The 19,791-nt window shown below is 58.3% G+C and carries 16 protein-coding genes; 6 read left to right on the forward strand and 10 right to left on the reverse strand.

The window, feature by feature from the left end:
• Window positions 1-34: 34 nt before the first annotated feature.
• The 10 genes from V9K67_RS01180 to V9K67_RS01225 form a co-directional block, all read right to left on the reverse strand.
• On the reverse strand, window positions 35-727 hold the full coding sequence (locus V9K67_RS01180) for a YceI family protein (protein ID WP_336719484.1): 693 nt from the start codon (window positions 725-727) through the stop codon (window positions 35-37).
• Between the two features lie 134 nt (window positions 728-861).
• Complete coding sequence (locus V9K67_RS01185) at window positions 862-3,909, reverse strand: T9SS type A sorting domain-containing protein (RefSeq protein WP_336719485.1); 3,048 nt, start codon at window positions 3,907-3,909, stop codon at window positions 862-864.
• A gap of 242 nt (window positions 3,910-4,151) precedes the next feature.
• Window positions 4,152-4,826: a carbonic anhydrase family protein gene (locus V9K67_RS01190; protein ID WP_336719486.1), complete on the reverse strand. Its 675-nt coding sequence runs from the start codon at window positions 4,824-4,826 to the stop codon at window positions 4,152-4,154.
• A 211-nt stretch (window positions 4,827-5,037) separates the two neighbouring features.
• On the reverse strand, window positions 5,038-5,364 hold the full coding sequence (locus V9K67_RS01195) for a hypothetical protein (RefSeq protein ID WP_336719488.1): 327 nt from the start codon (window positions 5,362-5,364) through the stop codon (window positions 5,038-5,040).
• A 95-nt stretch (window positions 5,365-5,459) separates the two neighbouring features.
• Complete coding sequence (locus V9K67_RS01200) at window positions 5,460-6,785, reverse strand: glycoside hydrolase family 28 protein (protein WP_336719489.1); 1,326 nt, start codon at window positions 6,783-6,785, stop codon at window positions 5,460-5,462.
• 120 nt (window positions 6,786-6,905) lie between these two features.
• Entirely contained in the window at window positions 6,906-7,619 is a 714-nt protein-coding gene (locus V9K67_RS01205) for a head GIN domain-containing protein (protein ID WP_336719490.1), read from the reverse strand.
• A gap of 100 nt (window positions 7,620-7,719) precedes the next feature.
• A complete protein-coding gene (locus V9K67_RS01210) occupies window positions 7,720-9,567 on the reverse strand; it encodes an STN and carboxypeptidase regulatory-like domain-containing protein (protein ID WP_336719491.1) in 1,848 nt (615 codons plus the stop codon).
• Window positions 9,568-9,583: 16 nt separating this feature from the next.
• A complete protein-coding gene (locus tag V9K67_RS01215) occupies window positions 9,584-10,555 on the reverse strand; it encodes a FecR family protein (RefSeq protein ID WP_336719493.1) in 972 nt (323 codons plus the stop codon).
• Entirely contained in the window at window positions 10,552-11,172 is a 621-nt protein-coding gene (locus V9K67_RS01220) for an RNA polymerase sigma-70 factor (RefSeq protein ID WP_336719494.1), read from the reverse strand. Before V9K67_RS01220 ends, V9K67_RS01215 begins: the two co-directional genes overlap by 4 nt.
• A gap of 265 nt (window positions 11,173-11,437) precedes the next feature.
• The gene (locus tag V9K67_RS01225) at window positions 11,438-11,737 is read right to left on the reverse strand and encodes a hypothetical protein (RefSeq protein WP_336719496.1); all 300 of its coding nucleotides are present in this window, start codon (window positions 11,735-11,737) and stop codon (window positions 11,438-11,440) included.
• Window positions 11,738-11,897: 160 nt separating this feature from the next.
• Here V9K67_RS01225 and V9K67_RS01230 point away from each other — a divergent pair, with 160 nt between their 5' ends.
• The 6 genes from V9K67_RS01230 (at window position 11,898) to V9K67_RS01255 (ending at window position 19,734) form a co-directional block, all read left to right on the forward strand.
• Window positions 11,898-12,764: a helix-turn-helix domain-containing protein gene (locus V9K67_RS01230; protein ID WP_336719498.1), complete on the forward strand. Its 867-nt coding sequence runs from the start codon at window positions 11,898-11,900 to the stop codon at window positions 12,762-12,764.
• 67 nt (window positions 12,765-12,831) lie between these two features.
• Window positions 12,832-13,749, forward strand: a complete 918-nt coding sequence (locus tag V9K67_RS01235) for an MBL fold metallo-hydrolase (RefSeq protein ID WP_336719500.1) — start codon at window positions 12,832-12,834, stop codon at window positions 13,747-13,749.
• A 595-nt stretch (window positions 13,750-14,344) separates the two neighbouring features.
• Window positions 14,345-15,400 (forward strand): hypothetical protein, encoded by a 1,056-nt coding sequence (locus V9K67_RS01240; RefSeq protein WP_336719501.1) that lies wholly within the window; start codon window positions 14,345-14,347, stop codon window positions 15,398-15,400.
• Between the two features lie 54 nt (window positions 15,401-15,454).
• The gene (locus V9K67_RS01245) at window positions 15,455-17,278 is read left to right on the forward strand and encodes a GMC oxidoreductase (protein WP_336719502.1); all 1,824 of its coding nucleotides are present in this window, start codon (window positions 15,455-15,457) and stop codon (window positions 17,276-17,278) included.
• Window positions 17,279-17,287: 9 nt separating this feature from the next.
• Window positions 17,288-18,442, forward strand: a complete 1,155-nt coding sequence (locus V9K67_RS01250) for a cupin domain-containing protein (RefSeq protein ID WP_336719503.1) — start codon at window positions 17,288-17,290, stop codon at window positions 18,440-18,442.
• A gap of 11 nt (window positions 18,443-18,453) precedes the next feature.
• Window positions 18,454-19,734 (forward strand): cupin domain-containing protein, encoded by a 1,281-nt coding sequence (locus V9K67_RS01255; protein WP_336719504.1) that lies wholly within the window; start codon window positions 18,454-18,456, stop codon window positions 19,732-19,734.
• The last annotated feature ends 57 nt before the right edge of the window (window positions 19,735-19,791 follow it).

The raw sequence follows: 19,791 nt of genomic DNA on the forward strand, positions 1-19,791 counted from the left end.
ATCAGGGGCCTGAATGAACCAATGAACCAATTCCCTATTTCACGGCCCTGATGGCGATGCCCAGGTGAATGTCCTTGCGGATCAGATCATCCGGCTTGCCGGGATAAGTGATGTTCCACTGCTGGCGGTCGATGTTGAATTTGGCAATGGCTTCGGCCGTATTCCCGCTGACGGTGATGCGGGCCGGGAATTCGATATTTTTGGTGATATTCTTGATCGTCAGGTTGCCGCTGACGGTATGCGTAGGATGCTCCACCTTGTATTTGCCGATCGTTTCCTGCCGCGGATCAGCGGTGTCTTGGACGGCGCCTTCAAAGGGCTTCAGCCCGGTTAGCTCGAAGGTGGCCTCAGGATGCTTTTCCACCTCGAAGAAGTCGGCCGATTTCAGGTGGCCCAGCAGCTTGGCATTGCTGGAGGGGCTGACGTCTTTGGGGCCGGAAACCGTCAGGTTGGCCAGGTCCATCACGAATTTGCCACCGGTCACCGCTCCGTCCTTCACAAAGATCTCCCCGGATTTTACGGGCACTTCGCCGGTATGGTAGCCGGTGACCTTGGTGCCGATCCATTCCACCTTGCTTTCCCTGGTATTGACCTGCCAGCTTTCGTCGGCTGAATGGGCCGTTACTTCCTTTGCGTCGCTGGTGGCTGCCTTGTCGCTTTCCGGCGCATTGGTGCAGGCGGCCAGCAACAAAATCATTCCGTATAGGAGGGGCGTCTTTCTTGTCATAAAATTCCTTTGGATGAAATGATCCTCAGGCAATAAAAAATTGTGCCGTGATCGCCCCTCTTCAATAGCGAAGAGTGGGCCCGGCGGGCCCACTCCTCTTTGTTTCACCGTTAACCTATACTTGTGCTGTGTCTTTATTTCATTACCGCCCATTGCAGGGTCCGGCTACCCGTGGGGGTTTGCAGGCGCAGCAGGTACATGCCCGCCGCCAGCCTGCCGGCATCAATGCTGTGGGTATACGTGCGGCCGCCTTCCGCCTGCCCCTTTTCCAGTTCCGCTACCCGGTTGCCCCAGAAATCATACAGCACCAGGCAGTAGGCTTCCCCATTCAGCAGGGTAAAGCTGATGGTGGCTGTACCCGTGGCCGGGTTGGGTGCGATCGAATAAGCGCCCGGCCAGCTCGGTTCCGGCTTATGGGGGACGCCGGCAGCTGGTGCTGCCGGCGTCCCGGCATCGCCGGGTGCTGCCCGGGCGTCTTCCGCATCGCGGGCCAGCACGCCCACCGCCAGTTTCGGCTCCACGTCCTGGTTGGTGGCCAGTACCACCACTTCGCCACCGGTGGACTGGTGGGTGCTGGTGGCCTCGTTGAACAGGTATTTGCCGCTGATAAGGGTGCGGGGCGGCCCGAATTCGATCTGCGGCAGCGCGGTTTCGCGGTAGATGATATCGCCCCCCTCCTCTTTGGAACCATAAATGATTTTCAGCCGCCCGGCACGCTCGTTCAATACAGCAATGCCCCGGGTGCCTTCGATGGAGGAAACCGGGTAAAAGCTCCAGCCCCCCCAGGGGTTGCGCACCAGCAGCGAGATTTTCGGATAGCCCGGCGTATCGTAGGAAGTTTTGACGGCGCAATACAGGGTGCCGTCGGAGGCGCAGAGCACATTCAGGTGGTCGTCGCCAAAGCCATTGCCCTGGCGCTGGGCATGGGCCGAGGCCGGCTCTTCGTCGGCCGACCAGCTGCGCGGGTCGTCGCCGTCGGTATGGGTCTTGAAGCCGAAGCGCTGGGTGGATTGGTTCGACCACAGCACGCCTATTTTACCCGGCAGGGGCGTAATGGCGCAGATGTCGTCGTCGAGGATGCCCTGGACGATGCGGAACGTATCGCTCCATTGGCTATAGGGCGGGTCGCTCCAGCGTACGTTCACATCGGTTTTCGCCGCCGAGGCCACCCACATGCGGCCCCTGCCGTCAACGGCCAGGGTGGCGGATTCCGCTCCCGTGCCGAAGCGCAGCTCCGCCGGTTTCGGCCGCGCCCCCCAAAGCCGGTAACTGCCCATGCCGCTATCGTATGCCACCGATACCAGGTGGGAGTCGCTTTCGGGCTGGAACAGCAGGATATGGGTGACGTCCCCCACCACGCGGCAGTCGGCGTGCAGGTTGCCGGAAGAGTGCAGCGTCAGCACCTCGCTCCAGGAGGCGCCGTCGAGGCGGAACAGCTTTGTGCCCCCGGGGGTGGACAGTACGCTCCACCAGCGGCCGGCATGGTACCAGACCTTGGCCTGCGGCTTGTCGGCCGTGTTTTTGGAAATGGCTACCGGCGCCAGGTCGGTTACGGAAAACAAGCGCTGGGAAGTGTTTTGCCGGAAAGAATACGCTTCGCCGCTGCTGAAGCCGGCGGAAAACGACTGCCCGTCCGCGTCCTTGATGCCGTTCCGGCCCTCCCTGGCATCCAGCCGCAGCGTGCCGTTGCCGGTGATGCCGTGAACGGTGACGTCATAGGTGGTGCCGTCGCTGCCCACGGGGGTCACTACCGGGCGGGGGGCCTTGCCCAGGGGCTCGTTGGCCAGCACCGCCAGCGTACCCCGGACGTCGCCGCTGAGGGGGGTGGTGTAAAAGTGGGAAGCGTCCACTCCTTTGACCTTTTCGGAAAACACCACCCGGAAGGTTACCTCGCCATCGGCCGTGTAGGCCTCCAGGGGCGCCTGGCGGCTGATGCGGAGCAGCCGCGGGGCCGGGTTGAGGCTGTAGACCTGGCCGGAAGTAAAGCCGCTGTAAAGGGATTTGCCATAAACGTCGGTAATGCCCGTCCCTGATCCTTTCAGGTCGAGGCGCAGCCGTACCTCGCGAGTAAGGCCGCTGACCGTTACGTCGTAGAGGTTGCCGCCGGAGCCGGCCGGCCGTACCGAGCTGATGGCGCCGCTAAGGTCACCCTTCAGTTCGGCCAGGTTGAAGTCGGCGGCATCTACGCCATTCACCCGCTGGGAAAAGTGCACCCGGTAGGTGACTTCGCCCACTTCGGTGTCTTCCTCCGCCGGCAGCAGGCGGTTGATGGCCAGCACCGTGGGCTGGGGATCGATAATATAGGTTTGTCCGAACGTATAGCCACCGGAAAGGGTATTGCCGGCATGGTCATAGACGCTGCCCCCTTTTATGTCGAGGCGCAGCCGCATCCAGTTGGTGATACTCCCCACGGTCACATCGTAGGCGGTGCCGGCAGTGCCGGCGGGTTTCACCGTTACCGAGGGCCGCAAAGCGTTTCCCTGGGCGCCATCGAGGGTAAAATCCGAAGGCTCCACGCCTTTCACTTCTTCGGAAAAATTAACCCGGAAGGTGACCACCGGGGAGGAGGTGAAAAAAGCGGCCGGCGACTGGCGCATGCTGCTGAGCACACGGGGCCGGGTGCGGTCGAGGTTGCCGGTCAGTCCCAGGTCGAAATAAAGGCTGGAGGCGGCCGCCGACCGGTGCAGCTCCACCGCCACCAGGTTGGGGCCGCTGGTAAAAACATTTTTATCGATGGTAAACGAGTGGCGATTCACGCCGGCGGAATAAGAAGCATAGGTTTTGTAGCCGATGCCGCCCCCGGGCAGATTTTTGCGAAACACCTCCTTCCCGTTCACATACACGACGATGCCGTCGCGGAAGCTGACCGAACCGCTGAAGCTTTCGTATGCCAGGGGATCGGAAAGGGAGAACTTTTTCCGGAAATAGGTGGTGATGTATTTCTGCTGGGGATTGGACCCGAAACTTACGGTGGTGGCCAGCCCGTTGAAGCCGTAACCCATGGGGGCGGCGCCGTTGCGCCAGGAACCATCCTTGGCGGAGGGTTTTTGCCAGGAGCTCCCGGGGTCCTTGCCCTTGTCGTAGTACTTCCAGGAACTGCCCATGGGAATCAGCGCGGCCTGTGCTGTTGTTGGCAGGGTGCGCCCCAGCAGGCACAGGATCAGGAACAGAAGGCTTTTCATGTGACTGGCGGTTTTAACAGGAATCAAATTTTACCGATAAGGCAGGATTGGAGCAGTACTTCCCTGAGGTAGAAGGATTAGAAGCTGGGCAGGCAATGGGAACGGACAGGGAGGATCAGGAAAAAAAACTTTTCAAAAATAATAAAGCGGTCTCAGGCAGCCAAGCTCATGAATGTAAATAAGTTATGATAAAAAAAAGCCTGTCGGGCGACAGGCTTTTTAAAATATAGTTCGGAAACTGGTTAGGAGGCGCTCACACCGGCCGCCTGTTTAACGGCGTGCGTGATGAGGGTATCTTCAAAAAACTCCACATCGCCGGAGGTCACGTCGTACATGGCGCCGCCAATGCCTACTTTTCCTTGTTCCACCAGTCCGCGCAGGATGGGACTGCGTTCGAGGATTTCCTTCACGGTTCTCTGTACGTTGATGGCCGCCACTTTTTCCACGAATTCGGGGTTTTTGGAGGTGCGGTTTTCCTGTACGGTCTGTTCCTGTTGCACGGCCGGGTCAATCTTGGCCAGCAGCGGGGTCAGGTGGTCCATTTGCACGTGGTCGCAGGCACCCTTGATGGCGCCGCATTTGGAATGGCCCAGTACGAGGATGAACTTCGAATTCACCACATTACAGGCGAATTCCATGCTGCCGAGGATGTCGTCGTTGATAACGTTGCCGGCAATGCGGATGCTGAAAATGTCGCCCAGACCCTGGTCGAAGATCAGCTCGGCCGAGGTGCGGCTGTCCATGCAGCTGAGAATAACGGCGAAGGGCCATTGGCCATCGCGGGTATCGTTCACCTGTTCCAGCAGGTTGCGGTTCACTTTCAGGTTGCGTACAAAGCGGTGGTTGCCTTCTTTCAGGATGTCCAGGGCTTCCTGGGGCGTCAGCTTCTCCTGTCCTTCTTTGTTGAATGTTCTCATGTTTTCAAAATTAAGGTTAATTGATTGGGTTTGAGTAGGTTGAAATGATTGGTTTCGGCTAAGGGCGCCCGTTCGCAGGCGCTTTGTCCGGGACAAAAGTCGCCTGCGGCGCAGCGAATGACGGAACCTTTAGGGTGAAAGGTCCTGCCAGCATACAAAATCAGGAAATGGGGTGCCGGGAAATGGGCAGGCGCAGCCTGCCCCGGGCAAATCAGGCCCGGTCGGGGGGCATAAAAAGTTCGTCGGCGATGCCGGAACGAATGGGTTGTGGTCCCAGGGCCGGAGGCGGGGTCCGGGCCGGGGGTAAGCTGGAGGCATGGTCGGGAGTGGCCGGCGGGAATTCGTCTTCTTTTTCATTCTCCGGATTAGTCTTCCCTCCTTTCTGGTCCGCTTCCGGATCATCGTCCTCGTCGCCGTTTGCGGCAGGATCGCCTGCCGGCACCACCAGGGCCAGGCTGTGCCGGACACTGCCGGGAGTGCCGGCAGTGAGCTTCAGCCCGCTGACAATAAGAAGAAGTATGATCAACAATCGGGTCATCTGGTGGTGCGTAACTGTTTTTGAACCGGCACAAATTAAGGGAAAATACCGCGCAAAATTTGCCAATAAAATCAAAACATTCTCAGGACGCCGCCTTACTTGCCGGTGACGGGGGCTTCCATCTTTTTTCCGTTTACGGTTACGTTCTTAAACTGCAGGTCCTGCACCTTGTTCAACTGGAGGTCGGTGTTTTTCAGCTGCACGTTCACGTCCTTCACCAGGATCCCGCGGATCTCGGTCCGGTCATGGCCCGTGATCTGGCCGAAAGAATCGGCATTGCCGCGGACGTTGGTGATTTTAATGTTGCGCACCAGGGCCTTGGGCGGCTCCTGCCCTTTCAGGTCGAAATACTGGGTCCAGGGCGACACTTTGAAAATTACGGTCCCGTTTTCCAGGGTGATGTCGCTCAGGCTGATGTTTTCGTACAGCTGGGGGGTATCGGGGCGGAGCTTCAGGCGCAGTACGGTAGGTTTGCGGGTGGTGCAGCGCCGGATGACCACGTCGCGGACGATGGTGGCTTCGCTGCCGCAGGTGACGATGCCGCCGCCGGCCTCGAACACGCAATCGGTGATCTCGATCCGTTCCACTGCGGGGCTTTCCTTATCCTGCAGGGCAAAGGGTCCCTTGGAGCCTTTGAGGGCGATGCAGTCGTCGCCCACCGAAAAGAAGCAGCCGCGGATGACGACGTCCTGCGAGCTGTCCACGTCGATGCCGTCGGAGGAGGGCGCATGGTTGTCGGGTTTGGAAACGGCGGGAGCCTGGAAGCGGCAGTTTTCCACCGTCACCTTCTGGCAGCGGTAGAGGTGCAGGTTCCAAAAACCCGAGTTCAGAAAAGTGATGCCGCTGATCTTGACGTCTTTGGAATTCTGGATAAAGGTCAGCCGGGGGCGTTCTACATCCAGGTTGGTGGTTTTGCCGTTGGCGTCGCGGCGGCGGTAGAATTCGAGCCAGAAGGGCTTGCCGCTGCCGTCGAGGGTGCCCTTGCCGGTGATGCGCAGGCCGTCGACGCCGTCGCCGTTGATCAGGGCCGCCCGCCAGGGTTCGAAGTGCCCCTCGATGCGGGTATTGATTTTCGGATAGTCGTTGATATCGGTAGAGCCTTTGAGCACGGCGCCTTCCTCCATGTCGATATGCACGCCCTTTTTCAAAAAAAGCGACCCGCTGAGGAATACGCCTTTGGGAACGACCAGGGTACCGCCTCCGGCCTGGGCGCATTCGTCAATGACGGCCTGGATAGCCTTGGTATTGAGCGTCGTACCGTCGCCGACCGCTCCCCTTTCGGCAATGTTGTACCGTTTTTCCTTGGCGGGGGGGAGGGCTGCCGCCAAAGGCTGTAAGCGATCAAGGGGGGCAAAAGCGCTGGAGGCGGCTACCATGCCCAGCAGGGAAAGGCAGATCAGAAAGCGTCCGGGAGTCTTCATGTTGCGATAAAAATTCATTGGAAAGCAGTAAAGCGGGGCAAATATAGCAAAAGGAGGTCCGCCGGGCGGTGGAAGGAAAGGAGAAAAAAGAAAGGCCGCTTTGGAAGCGGCCTTTTGGAATTAAAGCGGGGTTACTTTTCCCGAGCCGGAGATGTGGGAGTTGATGAGGGGCCGGCCCCAATAGCGGACCGAGCCGCTGCCGGAGATGGTCACATCCAGGCGGTCGGCAACCTGCAGGCGGATGTCGCCGGAGCCGCTGGTGGTGGTGGCAGCGGTTTTGGCCCCCACCCCTTCCAGGTCGATGTTGCCGCTGCCGCTGATGCGCAGGCGCTGGTCGGTGGCGGCGCCTTGGGGTACCCGGATATTTCCCGAACCGCTGATGGTGGCGCCCAGGTAACCGGTTTCCAGGCGCTGCAGGTGGATGTTGCCCGAGCCGCTGATGTCCATATCCATATCGGTGGATTTAACCGCGTTGGGTGCGGTGATGTTGCCGCTGCCGCTCACGCGTAGGCTGTTGAGCGCAGGGGTATGGACGGTTACCGTAACTTCTTCGTTGGAGCGTACCCGTTTGCCGTCGCGGTATTTGATCACCAGCTTATTGTCGGCCACATAGGTTTCCAGGATGTCCAGGATATTTTGCTGTGCCCTTACTTCCAGGGAGCGGGTGCTGTCCTGGGTCACGTACACGTTGGCGGAAACCCGCAGGTCGACACCGGAAAAGCTGCCGCGGTTACGCGTTTCCGTTACTACGGGTCCTTCGCCGTTTACTTTTTCGCAGGAAACCAGCAGCCCGGTCATCAGGGTACCCAGTAAAATGGTCAGGATCTTTTTCATGTTCAGTTTTTGTAGAGGAAAGTTTATTGGTTTCAGTTGCTTCTTTGTAGAGTACAACAATTCAAAAGCGCCGTACCCCCATGCCGGTAAAAGAAATTTTTTAAAACAAATGAATGCCGGCGTTCCAGCCGATCCAGCCGGTCCAGTTGGACATTCCGAAGCCCAGGTCCAGCGGGCGGTGGTTCGCCGGCGGCAGCGGGAAGCGGTAGCCGCCCAGGGCGGTAGGCTGGTTGGAGTAAAGGGCATTGAACACGGGGCCGCCAAAGAGGGAAACGTATTTGCCGAATTTCAGGTTGAGGTTCAGTGCGCCTTTGCCCAATATATTCGCATAGTCCCAGGCGCCCAGGTAGAGGTAGTTGCCGCTGATCTCGGGGTTGAGCGACAGCCAGCGGGCCAGCCCGAGCTCGGTGCCCAGGCCGTAGCCAAAGGTGTAGGCCTTCTCCCCTTCCTTCCGGTTCAGGCCCCCTTGCAGGATGCTGTAGAGGCGGCGGTTGCCGGTTTTAAAGCCCAGGTGGAAGGGCGTGACCTCGTTGGCGGAAAGGGCCAGCTTGTGGTAGCCGTGCAGCACCACGTTGATCAGGCCGATGCTGTAGCCGTCGGAGGAATCGGATAAATTGATGAGGCCGATTTGTACGCCTTTCAGTCGTTTCGCATAATTAAAAACCCCGCTCATTTGAAGGCCGTCCATTTCGCGGTTGGCGATGTTGGCCACCCCGGCCACCTGCAGCCCCCGGGCTTCGTCCCGGGCAAAGTTGGCCACCCCGGCCAGCTGGAAGCCATTGACGTTGCGGGATACATGGTTGTACACCCCGCCCACCTGCAGGCCGTTCAAGCTCCTGCCCGCCAGGTTGCTGATGCCCCCGATTTGAACGCCGTTGAACCCGCCCAGCACGGTATTGTTCAGCCCTCCTACCTGCAGGCCATTCACCCCGCCGCCGACGATATTCAGCAGGCCGCCGATTTGGGCATACTGCACATCTTTTTTGTCGATATTGAACAGGCCGCCAAGCTCAAAGCCGTCCACGCCGCCGCCGTAGCCGCCAAAAACGTTGAACGATACATTGTTGATGACCTGACCACTCATTTTGCCCTGGGTGCTCAGCCCGGGTACCACCGACACCTGGAAGGGCCGGTCGGTAAAGAATTTCCGGAGGTTGAGGCTTTGCAGCTTTTGCCGCGAGGACAGCAGCAGGTTGCCCAAGGCCGTGGTTTCCACCGCACCCGTATCCACCCGTACAAAGCGGTAGTCGGCGCTGCCGGCAGGCGTGGTCACCCGTACCCGCAGGGAGTCGGGGACAAAATAATCCTCGGGCCGGATGATGGTGATGTCGGGACCGCTTTCGGGCAGCAGGGTAATGGTGAGCTTTTGGGTAAAGGAGGGTTCGATCCGCACCGTGGTGTCCTGGTAGAATTCCTTGCTGAAGGTGAGGGCGGCGGTCTTGACCCGGCTTTTCAGGCGCAGCTTAAAATAGCCGTCGGCATTGGTAAGGGCCGATACCAGCTGCTGTTTTTCGTAAATGCTGGCCGCCGGCAGCTGGCGCCCGGTGAGGTCGTCGAGCACGTAGCCGCTGACTACGTACTGGCGGTCCTCTGTAGCGGCCTGGTTGGTGACCAGCGTCAGCCGGATAGGTGCCCGGCGGATGATGAGGTAGTTGCCGCTTTCGCGGAATTCATAGCCCTGCGGGAAAAGGGTGCCCAGCACCTGCCGCAGGCTTTTGTCCCGCGCCGAAAGCGTGACGAGGCTATCGGGTTTGAGGATGGCGGAATTGTAGGAAAAATAAAAGCCGCCGCTGTTGCTCAGGAGCTCCAGCACCTGGTCGAGGCGCTGGTTTTTCACTTCCAGGGGAATGACCCGGTTCAGCAGGTTCTGGGCGGCGGCCCGAAGGGAACAGAGGCCGAACAGGCCGAGCATAAGGAGGCCTTTTCGTGCTACAGACGAATTCTTCATAAAAGAGTGCTTATCGTTATTGCAAAAAAATCTGGTCGTCTTTCCGCACCACTTCCAGCTCCAGCGTCTGGGCAATGATGTCCAAAATAGTGTCGAGCGACTGGTGGCGGAAGGTGGTGGTCAGGGGCAGGGAGCGCAGCTGGGGCCGGGCGATGACAATGCGGCTGCCGTAGGCTTCGTTCAGCACCGCCACCAGCTTCCAGAGCGGGGTATGGTCGCAGACGAACTCCCCGGTGCGGTAGGCGTCGTGCAGGTGGTCGGCCAGGGGCTCTTTTTGCAGGGCGCCGTCCCCGGGGGAAACGGTGATACGTTCGGCGGGGTGCAGCTCGGCCACCTGCCCGCGGCGGCTCACCTGCACCACGCCGGTTTCCACCACCACTTCGGTCAGCCCGTTCCGGGCCCTGATATTGAACGTGGTGCCCACTACCCTTACGGTCACCTCATTCACGGTAATGACAAAGGGTTTTTTCCTGTCGGGGGTTATCTCAAAAAAAGCCTCGCCTTCGAGTGCCACCGATCGGGTATCGCCCTTGAATTTTTCGGGATAGCGCAGGCGCGAGTTTTTATTGAGGGTCACCTCCGAGCCGTCAGGCAGGGTTTGGTGCAGGACTTCTTTTTGGCTCTGCACCGCCAGCTGGGCCACGGGGGCTTCGCGGCGGAGGAAAAAAGCCAGCAGGGCGCTGCCTACGACCAGCAGCAGGATGGCCGCGGCCTTCCACCAGCCGGGGGCCATCCGCCCTTTCATCGCCGGTGGGGGCGCCGGCTGCAGGCGGGCTTTCATCCGCTGCCAGGCGGCGTCTTCGTCCAGGGGGCGGCGGGCGCCCGAGGGGCGGCTTTGCTGCCAGAGGGTTTTTAATTGCTCGAAGTGCCGGCGGTTGGCCTCCTGGCCCCCTATCCAGGCGTCCACGGCGGCGCGTTCGGCCTCCGTGGCTTCTTCCAGCAGGTATTTTACCAGCAAGCTGTCCATATCGTGGTATCCCGGGTTCACAGGTGGTCGTTTAAATGGGTGAAAACAAAAAGGAGCGTGAGGAATTCGGCCAGCTTCGTGCGCAGCACTTTGAGGGCTTTGCCCATCTGGTTCTCCACGGTTTTGACCGACAGGCCCAGGTGGCGGGCGATCTCGGCATAGCGCAGGTCCTCAAAGCGGCTGAGCTGGAAAATCAGGCGGCATTGGTCGGGCAGTTCGTTGATGGCGGCATGCAGGCGGGTTTGCAGCTCTTTCAACTGGCCGCTATCAGGGCCGCTGGCGGCAGCCCCCTGCCGGGCCACGTACAGGCCGTGTTCGGCTTTTACTTTGCGGTGTTTGAGGTGGTTGAGGCTTTCGTTGTAGACCGCCCGGTACAGGTAAGCCGCCAGCGGTCCCTGCAGCGACAGGCGGTCCGCCCGTTCCCAGAGCTTGTAAAATACGTTCTGCACCATTTCTTCCGCCGCCCATTCGTCCTGCAGCAACGAGCAGGCATAGGCATGCAACGGCCCGTAATGGGCGCGAAATACCTGTTCGAAGGCCGCTTCATCTTTGCGGGCCAGCAATTCCGCCAGCCCCCTATCGCTTTCTTCCATGCGCAGCGAATGAAAAACGGGTTTATGGACAACAGCTTCTGCCAATGCGCTTATTTTACCTGATAACAATCCAACTGCGGTTATCCCCCATTCCCGGCTGCAAATTTTAAAAAGTTTTTTTAAGAGCGCCGAAAGAGGACCATAACCCATGGACAACAGCCAACAGGCAAGGACAGATGGTTCATCGTCAATAGAGAAGGGACAGCGATCATTCAGGGGGTAAAGGGAAGCGCGTTTCGGGAGGTGGGGGGCGGCACCGCCCGGGGCGGCGCCGTTTCCGGGGACATCTTCAGGCTGGGTAGCCTGTAGCTCAGCAGGCCAGGAGGGCTTTTTCCGGCGCGGTTTCGGCGGCTTCTTCATCCTGTTCCAGGCCCGGATCGTTTTGGGCTTCCTCTCCTTCTTCGGGATCGCTGGAACAGAGAATGAACCGGTTCTTTACATAAACAAACGGCAGTTCGATGCCGGCGAGCTTGTAGCATTCTACCAGCGTGCCCCTGGAGGTGTTGCCATAAACCTCGCCTTCTACCAGGTATACCGCTCCTTCCTGCAACAGGGGCTCCGTGCCGATATCTTCCGCTCTCCTTCCCCCGTCAATACAGATGACTTTCATACAGTTTTTTATCCGATACTATGCTAATATGTTGCCAACCTTGCTTATCACAGGGGTACTTTAAGAAGGAATTGTGCGTCAATCCCTCTTTTGGCACTGGGAGAAATTCACTTAATTTGCCCGGCTGCTGTTGGTGTGTAAAGAGTGCAGCATTTCGTTTATGTCACAGATTGTGCCCACCGTTCCATTCGTCCGGCCCGACGGGAAGTTGTTGTCCTTCGAACTGATCCCGCTGAAAAACAATGTTTTGGATCAGCCTGAAGATCACCACCGCCATGATTTTTATTCCGTGCTGCTGGTGCTGGAAGGCCAAAGCCGGCAAACCGTGGATTTCAAAACGTATACCGTCAACCCGGCCCAGGTGCTGGTGATTCCCAAGGGCAGCGTGCACCTGGGCTATTTCGCCCCTGACCTCGAAGGGTATTTCCTGCTGTTCACGGCCGACTTTTTCGACGCCCGCCTTGCCGACGCCTGGCAGCAGCTGACCATCCTCAATCCGCTGTACCAGCACGCCCTCATCGAAACCGCCGCTGCCGACTGGGACCTGCTCACCCGCATCCTCGCCCTGCTGGCCGCCGAATACCCCAACGCCTTAACTTCCCCCGGCAGCCAGATGCTGCAGCACCTGCTGCTGGCTTTTTTGTGGAAGCTGGAAGAAGTCAACAAAGCCTCGCTGCTGCTGGAAACCTCCGCTACCGATAAATACTACCTGGATTTCTTTTACCTGCTGGATACCCATTTTCGCAACGAACACGGCGTGGGCTTCTATGCCGATTCGTTGAACATCACGCCCAAAAAGCTGTCGGGCATCCTTACGCGCCGCACCGGCAAGTCCACCGCCGACCTCATTACCGACCGCCTGCTGCTCGAAGGGCGGCGCCAGCTGTCCTATTCGCACGACTCGGTGAAGGAGATCGCCTACGACCTGGGGTTCAACGATCCCTTTTACTTCTCGCGCCTGTTTAAAAAGAAGCAGGGCCTGAGTCCCGAGCAGTTCCGGGCGGAGTTTTCCCAAAAATCCATCTGATCGGCCTGTAAGTCCATTGTTCCCCCGCCTGCGGGCCGCTAGTTTTGTGGAACAAAAAATTACAGAAATGAAAAAGATCACCCTCGCTTTCGGCCTGCTGCTTTCGGCCACTTTTTCCTTTTCCACCCCCGTAGTAAAACAGGATCCTCCCGCAAAAAATAAACTGAAGGTAGAAGTGTACCAGGGCCGGGCTTCTTCCGTAAACGCCTACATTTTCGACAACGGACAGTCCATCGTGCTGCTCGACGTACTGCGCAGCAGCCTGGAAGCCGAGAAGCTGGCGGAGCACGTGAAAGCCAAAAACCTGCCGGTAACCCATATCCTCATCTCCCACGGCCACCCCGACCACTACATGGGCATCAACGTAATGCACCAGGCCTTTCCCAACGCCAGGATCGTCGTGGCCACCCCCGAGATCAAGGCCGACGTGAAAGGCTTCAGCGCCTGGATGGAAAGCGTGGGCTGGCTGGATAAGGAACAAGCCCTGAAACCCAGGTCGGACGCCAACCCCGCCGGCTTCGATTACGACAATATCGTGGAAGTGCTGCCTTCCAACAGCCTTACCCTCGAAGGCGGCGGCACCCTGGAGCTGGAAACCAATTACAAGCCCGCCGAATGCGAACACCTGACCACCGTGTACAGCAAGGACCTGAACGCCCTGTTCACCTCCGACCTCTGCTACAAGGGCGTGCACCTGTGGCTGGGCAACGGCGTCGACTTTGACCATATCGCCAACTGGAAGGACGACCTGCAGCAGTTGAAGCAGCGCTACGCTACCCTGAAGCCGAAAGTGTACCCCGGCCACGGCGAAGCCGGCGACCTCAGCCTGATTGATGCCACGGATAAATACATCAACGACTTCGTGGCCGTGGTCAAGTCGGCCAAGACCAAGGAGGAGGCAAAAGCCAGGATGAAAGCCCTCTATGCCAACCACAAGCAGGCCGACTTCCTCCTGCAATACAGCGTGGACTACCACGTGAAGTAAATATGCCGGGTCAAAAGAGTGCATTGGGTCAACAGGCGATCAGGCGCTGAAGATGGATTCCCGCTGGCTACCAAATCCTGCTGCTTACGACGAAAAACGAAGCGGGAAGCAAAAAACGCCGCTGACCCTTTTGACCCTTTTGCCCCTTATCCCCTCCGCCAAAACTACCTGCTTCTGAATGCTCTGCTTGCGGAGCCGCCAAAACCGACTGCTTTTCCCTCTTTTAGGGGGCGCCAAAATTAACTGCTCATGTTTTTCTAAGGGATTTTACTAAGGTGCGGAAAAATAACCCCCAATTTATTGTAGAGTTTAAAATATTTCCTACTTTGATGTCTCGTTGAAAGAAATTGTGCCGCCCGGTGTTTACTAACGATTAAATTTTTACGACAATATTCGCGATCGATACTGCATCGGAATACTGTGAAAAAATTCTGAACCGTGTTCTTTTCAGGCTGATGGCCGTATGTTGTTCCTTTCCTGCCTTGTACTGTGTGACTGCTTATTCCCGGGAACTTCACGCCATCGCTTTGGCTATACGTTTCAGGATTCCCTTTCCTGTTCTGCAGTCTTTTTAAATCCTACAAATACTTTTTACATGGCATTGTATTTTGGCCCCGTCACCAAAGAGGCTCAGGAACTCCTGAACTACTGCACCAAGTACCTCGTCAGGGATGCATACCGCGATCCCACCACACGCAATTTTCCCGAAGGCTGGCGATTCCCGCTGGTAGCCCCCGTGCTGCAGGAGGATGCCACTGCCGGTAAGTTCAATGAAGTGACCTTCATTTACTACAACCGCGACAACGAAGCGATCAACAGCCTGGAGATCGTCGGCTCGTTTTTCCCCATGCACAAGTCGCTGACACTGCAGAACGTGCAGTACAACGGCGAAAGCACACAGCTCTACTACCTTACCGTTATCCTTCCTGTAGGAAAAGGCTACCAGTACAAGTTCCGCGTCAACGGGCAGGACCGCCTGGACTTCATCAACCCCCAGCGCGTGACCCTGAATAACGGTAAGGAATGGTCGTTTTTCTTTACCGACTATTACAACTATACCATGAACTTCGAGGAGTGGGAAATGAACCTGCTCTACCGCATGGTGGAACAGATCATCCCCTTCCGCACCGAGGACGCCCAGAACTACATCAACCGCTACTACTACGGCCTCACCAAGGGCGAAAAGGACGCTACGCCGATCCACCGTCTCGACCAGTCGGTAGGTGAGGTGAACTACATCACCAACCTGCTGGCCAAGGAAGAGCGCCACCACCTGGTCGACTACAAGATCTGCATCGACCTCATCGACCGTGTGCTGCGCCAGCGCAACCCGTTTGTGAACTCCTGGCAGGTGTCGATGGAAATGATCAACGACCTGTACAACCAGATGGCCACGAACAACGTACCGGGCTGGGACTACGGCCGCTACGGCAATCCCCAGTATTTCCTGAAGCTCCTGCGCCGCCACTGCATTACCGGCGCCTTCTGCCACCCCCGCTACGGCGGCAACATCGGCGGAGCCGGCTGGAACTACCTCAAGGAAAAATACTGCGCCAAGGACGCCCAGACCGGTCTGGTAACTTCCTCGTTCTTCAACTGGGACCTGGCCATGGAGGCTCCTTTGGGCAAAAACAAAGACTACCGCGGCTAAAACCAATGTTCACCCTTTTCGAAATTCCTTCCTAATCGTCTAATCATTACTCGAATGAATACCATTTACGATGTCATTGTCATTGGCAGTGGCGCCGGTGGGGCGCCTATTGCTTATACCCTCGCCAAAAAGAACAAATCGGTCCTCGTGCTGGAGAAAGGACCCCTGATCCGTCCCCAGAAAGAAGGCTCCTCGGCCCTTAGCACCTTCAAACGCGACGAGCTGATCTCCGACGGTCCCGAACAAATCATCCGCGTGAAGGAAGCCGCCAATAACGGCGCCCCCTTCTATGCCAGCCACGTGGAACCCGACCTCAACGACGAGCCCCACGTATACCGCGACCTCCAGGGCCAAGACCGCGTGACCATTGAAGGCTACACCGCCCAGGTGGTAGGCGGCGGCACCAACCTGTACGGTGCGGTTTCGCTCCGCTTTACCCCCCGCGACTTCAAGCTGCAGTCCTTCAACCAGGGCCGCAACCTGCCCAATGACCCCAATGGCGACGTCAAGCGCGAGACCCGCGACTGGCCCTTCGATTACGAAACCCTGCGTCCCTATTACGAAAAGACCGAGCAGCTCGTAGGCCTGAACGGCACCGCCGACAACCAACTGAAACCTTTTAACGGTCAGAACTTTTACCAAACCCCGCTGCAGCCCAACCCCATCAGCGAGTACGCCCTCAAGGGCATGATCGCCTTCGGCAAGGAAAAGTTTCCCGGCAAGCCCATACAGCCCTACCGCACTCCCCTGGCGGTGATCACCCAGGACCACGCCCCCAGCGGCCGCAAGGTGCCCACCGACTGCGAATCCATCAAGACCTCGTACGTGAACCGCTATGGCGACCCCCTGGGCCTGAAGTCCAGCACCTGGGTATCGCTGCTCAGCCCCATCGAGGACCTGCCCAACTTTAAGCTCGAGCCCAACTGTACCGTCACCCATATCTCCTCCGAAAACGGCAAGGTAAACAAGGTGCACTACCGCGACCCCCTCGGCAAGGAGCGTATCGTGGAAGCCAAGGTAGTGGTGGTGGCCTGCTCGGCCATCGAGTCGGTTCGCCTGCTGCAGATCTCGGCCCTCATGAGCCCCGATTTCGGCAAACGCATCTACCAGAACAACCTGTTGGGCAAATACTTCCTGACCCACGCCTTCGGCGGCGCCAGCGGCCTGATCCCCGCCGGTTCCCGCGCCGATAAGTCCATCGCCCTGGACAGCGACTGGGCTACCGACGTCTGCAACAACGACGACTACCTCCAGAGCAAAGGCCTGTGGGCCGGTGCCACTATCTACAACAACACCTCCGACTCCGCGCTGCCCTTGTCGCTCTTCCGCACCATGGGCGCCATGGACCTGGACACCCTCTGGCAGGGCATCGAAGGCGACCCCACCCTCCGCGGCCAGAAGATCGTGGATTACCTCGACAGCGAGTTCGGACGCAAGATCTCCCTTTCCTTTATGGCCAACCAGGTGCCGCAGTACAACAACCGCATCGAGCTGCACCCCACCATCAAGGACAAGTGGAACCGCCCCGTGGCGTATGTCAACAAAACCTGGCATGGGCAGGATACCTACCTGATGGATACCCTGGCCAACGAGTGCCGCCGCATCTTTGAACTGGGCGGTGTGCAGGTGCTGGGTGCCGGTGGCTCCTACCAGGCGGTAAACGGCCTGATCCGCATCGCCAACCACGTGCTGGGCGGCGCCCGCTTCGGCTCCAACCCCGCCGACTCGGTGCTGGATCCCAACTGCCGCGCCTGGCATTTCGACAACCTGTACGTAACGGACGGCGCCTTCATGCCGACCTCGGGCAGCGGAAACCCGACCCATACCATTGAAGCCAACTCCTTCCGCGTGGCCGATGAAATTTTGAAAACTCTTTAAAACCTTCTGATGGACCAACGATTTTCGGATATCTATTCCAAAACAGAAAACGAGGTATTCCGGGTGGTGTTCTTCCCGGACCGTATCTACCACGCCGCTTATTTGAATGCCACCGCCAGCCAGCGGTACCGCTATAACGTGCAGGAAGTACGCAACAAGCACGACATCACCCTGATGAAGGGCGAAGTGTACCAGGACGGCCAGTTCCTGTCCCGCATTCTGCGGATCGAGTACCGCGCCAGCCGCCTCATCGAGGTGACCCGTGAAAGCGGCCGTATGCTCCACCACACGGTACGTTGTACCGTCGGCCTGACTGCCCCCGACGGAAAAGTGGTCAAGGCCAACGTGAAGCTGGTGTACGACAACTGGATCCGCGCCTTCCAGTGCGAGATCTGGGAAACCCTGGACCCCATCCCCGGCAGCCGCCACCACTACAAGGTGCTCACCCAGATGGGCCGCAACGGTTCCATCACCCATGTGCCCCAGTTTACCGAGGCCATGAAAAATATCAAGGACCTGAAGCTGTTCACCCTGTTCTTCCAGGAAAGTGAAACCGACGAACCCTCGGGCTTCAAGATCAACAACCCGGCCCAGGACGACAACTACCTGCGCTCCTTCCAGGTGCCCAACACCCAAAAGCCCAGCGCCCCCGAAAATACCGTGCAGGCCAACAACTACGCCATCGACTTCCAGCGCGGCTGGTTCCTCGATTCGAAAGACGTGAAGCCGGTACGCTATAAGAACGCCATGATGGAAGGCCACAACAAAGCCTTCGTCAATGACGGTAAGGACGATACCAACATCGTGGAAATGCGGTGGATCCTCCAGCGCGAGCTGGGCAGCGACCTGGTCTACTTCCACGAGGTGAACGTGACCCCCGGCTCCTTCGAGGGCGTGCACCAGCACATCGGTTCCGAGGAACTGTACTACATCGTCTCCGGCGAAGGCATTGCCTACATGGGCAACGACGACGACCCGGCCATAGCGGATGTATACCCCACCGTGAAGCAGGAGATCTACTGCCTGGGCGAAAAGCCGGTGAAAGAGATCCCCGTCAAGCCCGGAAAGGTGATCTACACCAAGAGTGGCGGCATCCACGGTATCCGGAATACTTCGAAGACCACCCCCCTCATCTTTGTTGCCTTTGGCTATCACTGTTCCTAAACCTTAATTGAATGACAACTTTACTCTCCGATATTCAGGATATTAAAATTTCGAAAGAAGACCGGTTCATCAAAGCCCAGGGCGGCATCAACTACAATACGCAGAACCCTTCGCAGAAGCTGATGCGCGCTATGGAGGATGCCTACTTCTTCGCCGAACACCTGCATTGTTACCAGGCCGACTCCTTCCAGTTCCTGTTTCCCTATTCCGACCTGCAGCTGTGGGGTCCGGCAGGGATCGACATGGACAACCTGAACCCCGTGAACCAGGATAACAAGACCGATTTCCAGAAGCAGAACATCAAGGACTTCCTGCTGACCGACACCTTCCTGGTGCGCGGCTGGGTCAACATCGACGGTGTGGCCCGCCCCTTCCTGAAGCTGTCGTACACCGGCGGTCCCGACTCCTTGCTGAGCTCCTTCTCGGGCCACAAGCTGGACAGCTTTATTTTCCTCCACCTGAAAGTGGGCAACAACGAGGCTCCCGACCTGATCAAGGTGCCCTACAACAACGACACCAACCGCTACGAGATCGAGATCTGGACGCACCCCGACTTTAACGCCCTGCGCAACCAGCTGAGCGATAAAGGCAAGGCTGCCCTGCAGGCCGGCAACCTGATCGTGCGCAACGACCTGGTGAAAGGACAGAAAAGCGACTTCGACCGCGACAACCTGGCCGACCGCAACATGTACGAGGTGGCGCCGGAAAATACCATGCACCCCATCCGCACCCTGCGCGTGGAGTTTGCCTGGACCGATCACACCAAAACCTACTGGGATTCGCGCAACAGCCAGAACTACCAGTACGAGTTCAGCATGATCCTGCGCGGCTACGACCACTTCATGCAGGGCGGCGTCAGCGCCAACCCGCACGGCGGCACCGGCTTCCTGCACTACCGCAACCTGCTGTCGAACTACAAGACCTATTCCGATATTTCCGAGCTGGGACGTCCCGTGATGCCCTGGATGTTCGATGCCGATGGCCACAAAAGCGGCGGCGTGAAAGAAGAGCGCGCCCTGTCGGTGGAATACATGGACCTGCACATCCTCAAAGCCGATTGCAACATCGGCATCCACCGCCACCGCGACAACCAGGAAGTGTTCTTCCTGCTGACCGGCAAGGCGTACATGATGGTGGGCGACTGGTACGAGTTTCCGCACCGCCAGCGTGCCTTCGAGATCCGCAGCCTGCTGCCGGGCTCCCTGGCCCTGCTGAAGGCCGGCCAGCTGCACTGCCTGGTGAATGCGCTCGATATCGACTCCACCCTGCTGATGTTCGGCGGATATGATTAGTCGAAAAGACCTGACAGGTTTCAAAAATCTGTCAGGTCTTCCCTACCCTATCGCTAC

It is taken from the genome of Huijunlia imazamoxiresistens, assembly GCF_037132455.1.
Lineage (GTDB): Bacteria > Bacteroidota > Bacteroidia > Chitinophagales > Chitinophagaceae > Flavisolibacter > Flavisolibacter imazamoxiresistens.

Coding starts and splice junctions, on each gene's coding strand:
- V9K67_RS01180 (WP_336719484.1), bottom strand. CDS start 727: ATGACAAGAAAGACGCCCCTCCTATACGGAATGATTTTGTTGCTGGCC.
- V9K67_RS01185 (WP_336719485.1), bottom strand. CDS start 3,909: ATGAAAAGCCTTCTGTTCCTGATCCTGTGCCTGCTGGGGCGCACCCTG.
- V9K67_RS01190 (WP_336719486.1), bottom strand. CDS start 4,826: ATGAGAACATTCAACAAAGAAGGACAGGAGAAGCTGACGCCCCAGGAA.
- V9K67_RS01195 (WP_336719488.1), bottom strand. CDS start 5,364: ATGACCCGATTGTTGATCATACTTCTTCTTATTGTCAGCGGGCTGAAG.
- V9K67_RS01200 (WP_336719489.1), bottom strand. CDS start 6,785: ATGAAGACTCCCGGACGCTTTCTGATCTGCCTTTCCCTGCTGGGCATG.
- V9K67_RS01205 (WP_336719490.1), bottom strand. CDS start 7,619: ATGAAAAAGATCCTGACCATTTTACTGGGTACCCTGATGACCGGGCTG.
- V9K67_RS01210 (WP_336719491.1), bottom strand. CDS start 9,567: ATGAAGAATTCGTCTGTAGCACGAAAAGGCCTCCTTATGCTCGGCCTG.
- V9K67_RS01225 (WP_336719496.1), bottom strand. CDS start 11,737: ATGAAAGTCATCTGTATTGACGGGGGAAGGAGAGCGGAAGATATCGGC.
- V9K67_RS01230 (WP_336719498.1), top strand. CDS start 11,898: ATGTCACAGATTGTGCCCACCGTTCCATTCGTCCGGCCCGACGGGAAG.
- V9K67_RS01235 (WP_336719500.1), top strand. CDS start 12,832: ATGAAAAAGATCACCCTCGCTTTCGGCCTGCTGCTTTCGGCCACTTTT.
- V9K67_RS01240 (WP_336719501.1), top strand. CDS start 14,345: ATGGCATTGTATTTTGGCCCCGTCACCAAAGAGGCTCAGGAACTCCTG.
- V9K67_RS01245 (WP_336719502.1), top strand. CDS start 15,455: ATGAATACCATTTACGATGTCATTGTCATTGGCAGTGGCGCCGGTGGG.
- V9K67_RS01250 (WP_336719503.1), top strand. CDS start 17,288: ATGGACCAACGATTTTCGGATATCTATTCCAAAACAGAAAACGAGGTA.
- V9K67_RS01255 (WP_336719504.1), top strand. CDS start 18,454: ATGACAACTTTACTCTCCGATATTCAGGATATTAAAATTTCGAAAGAA.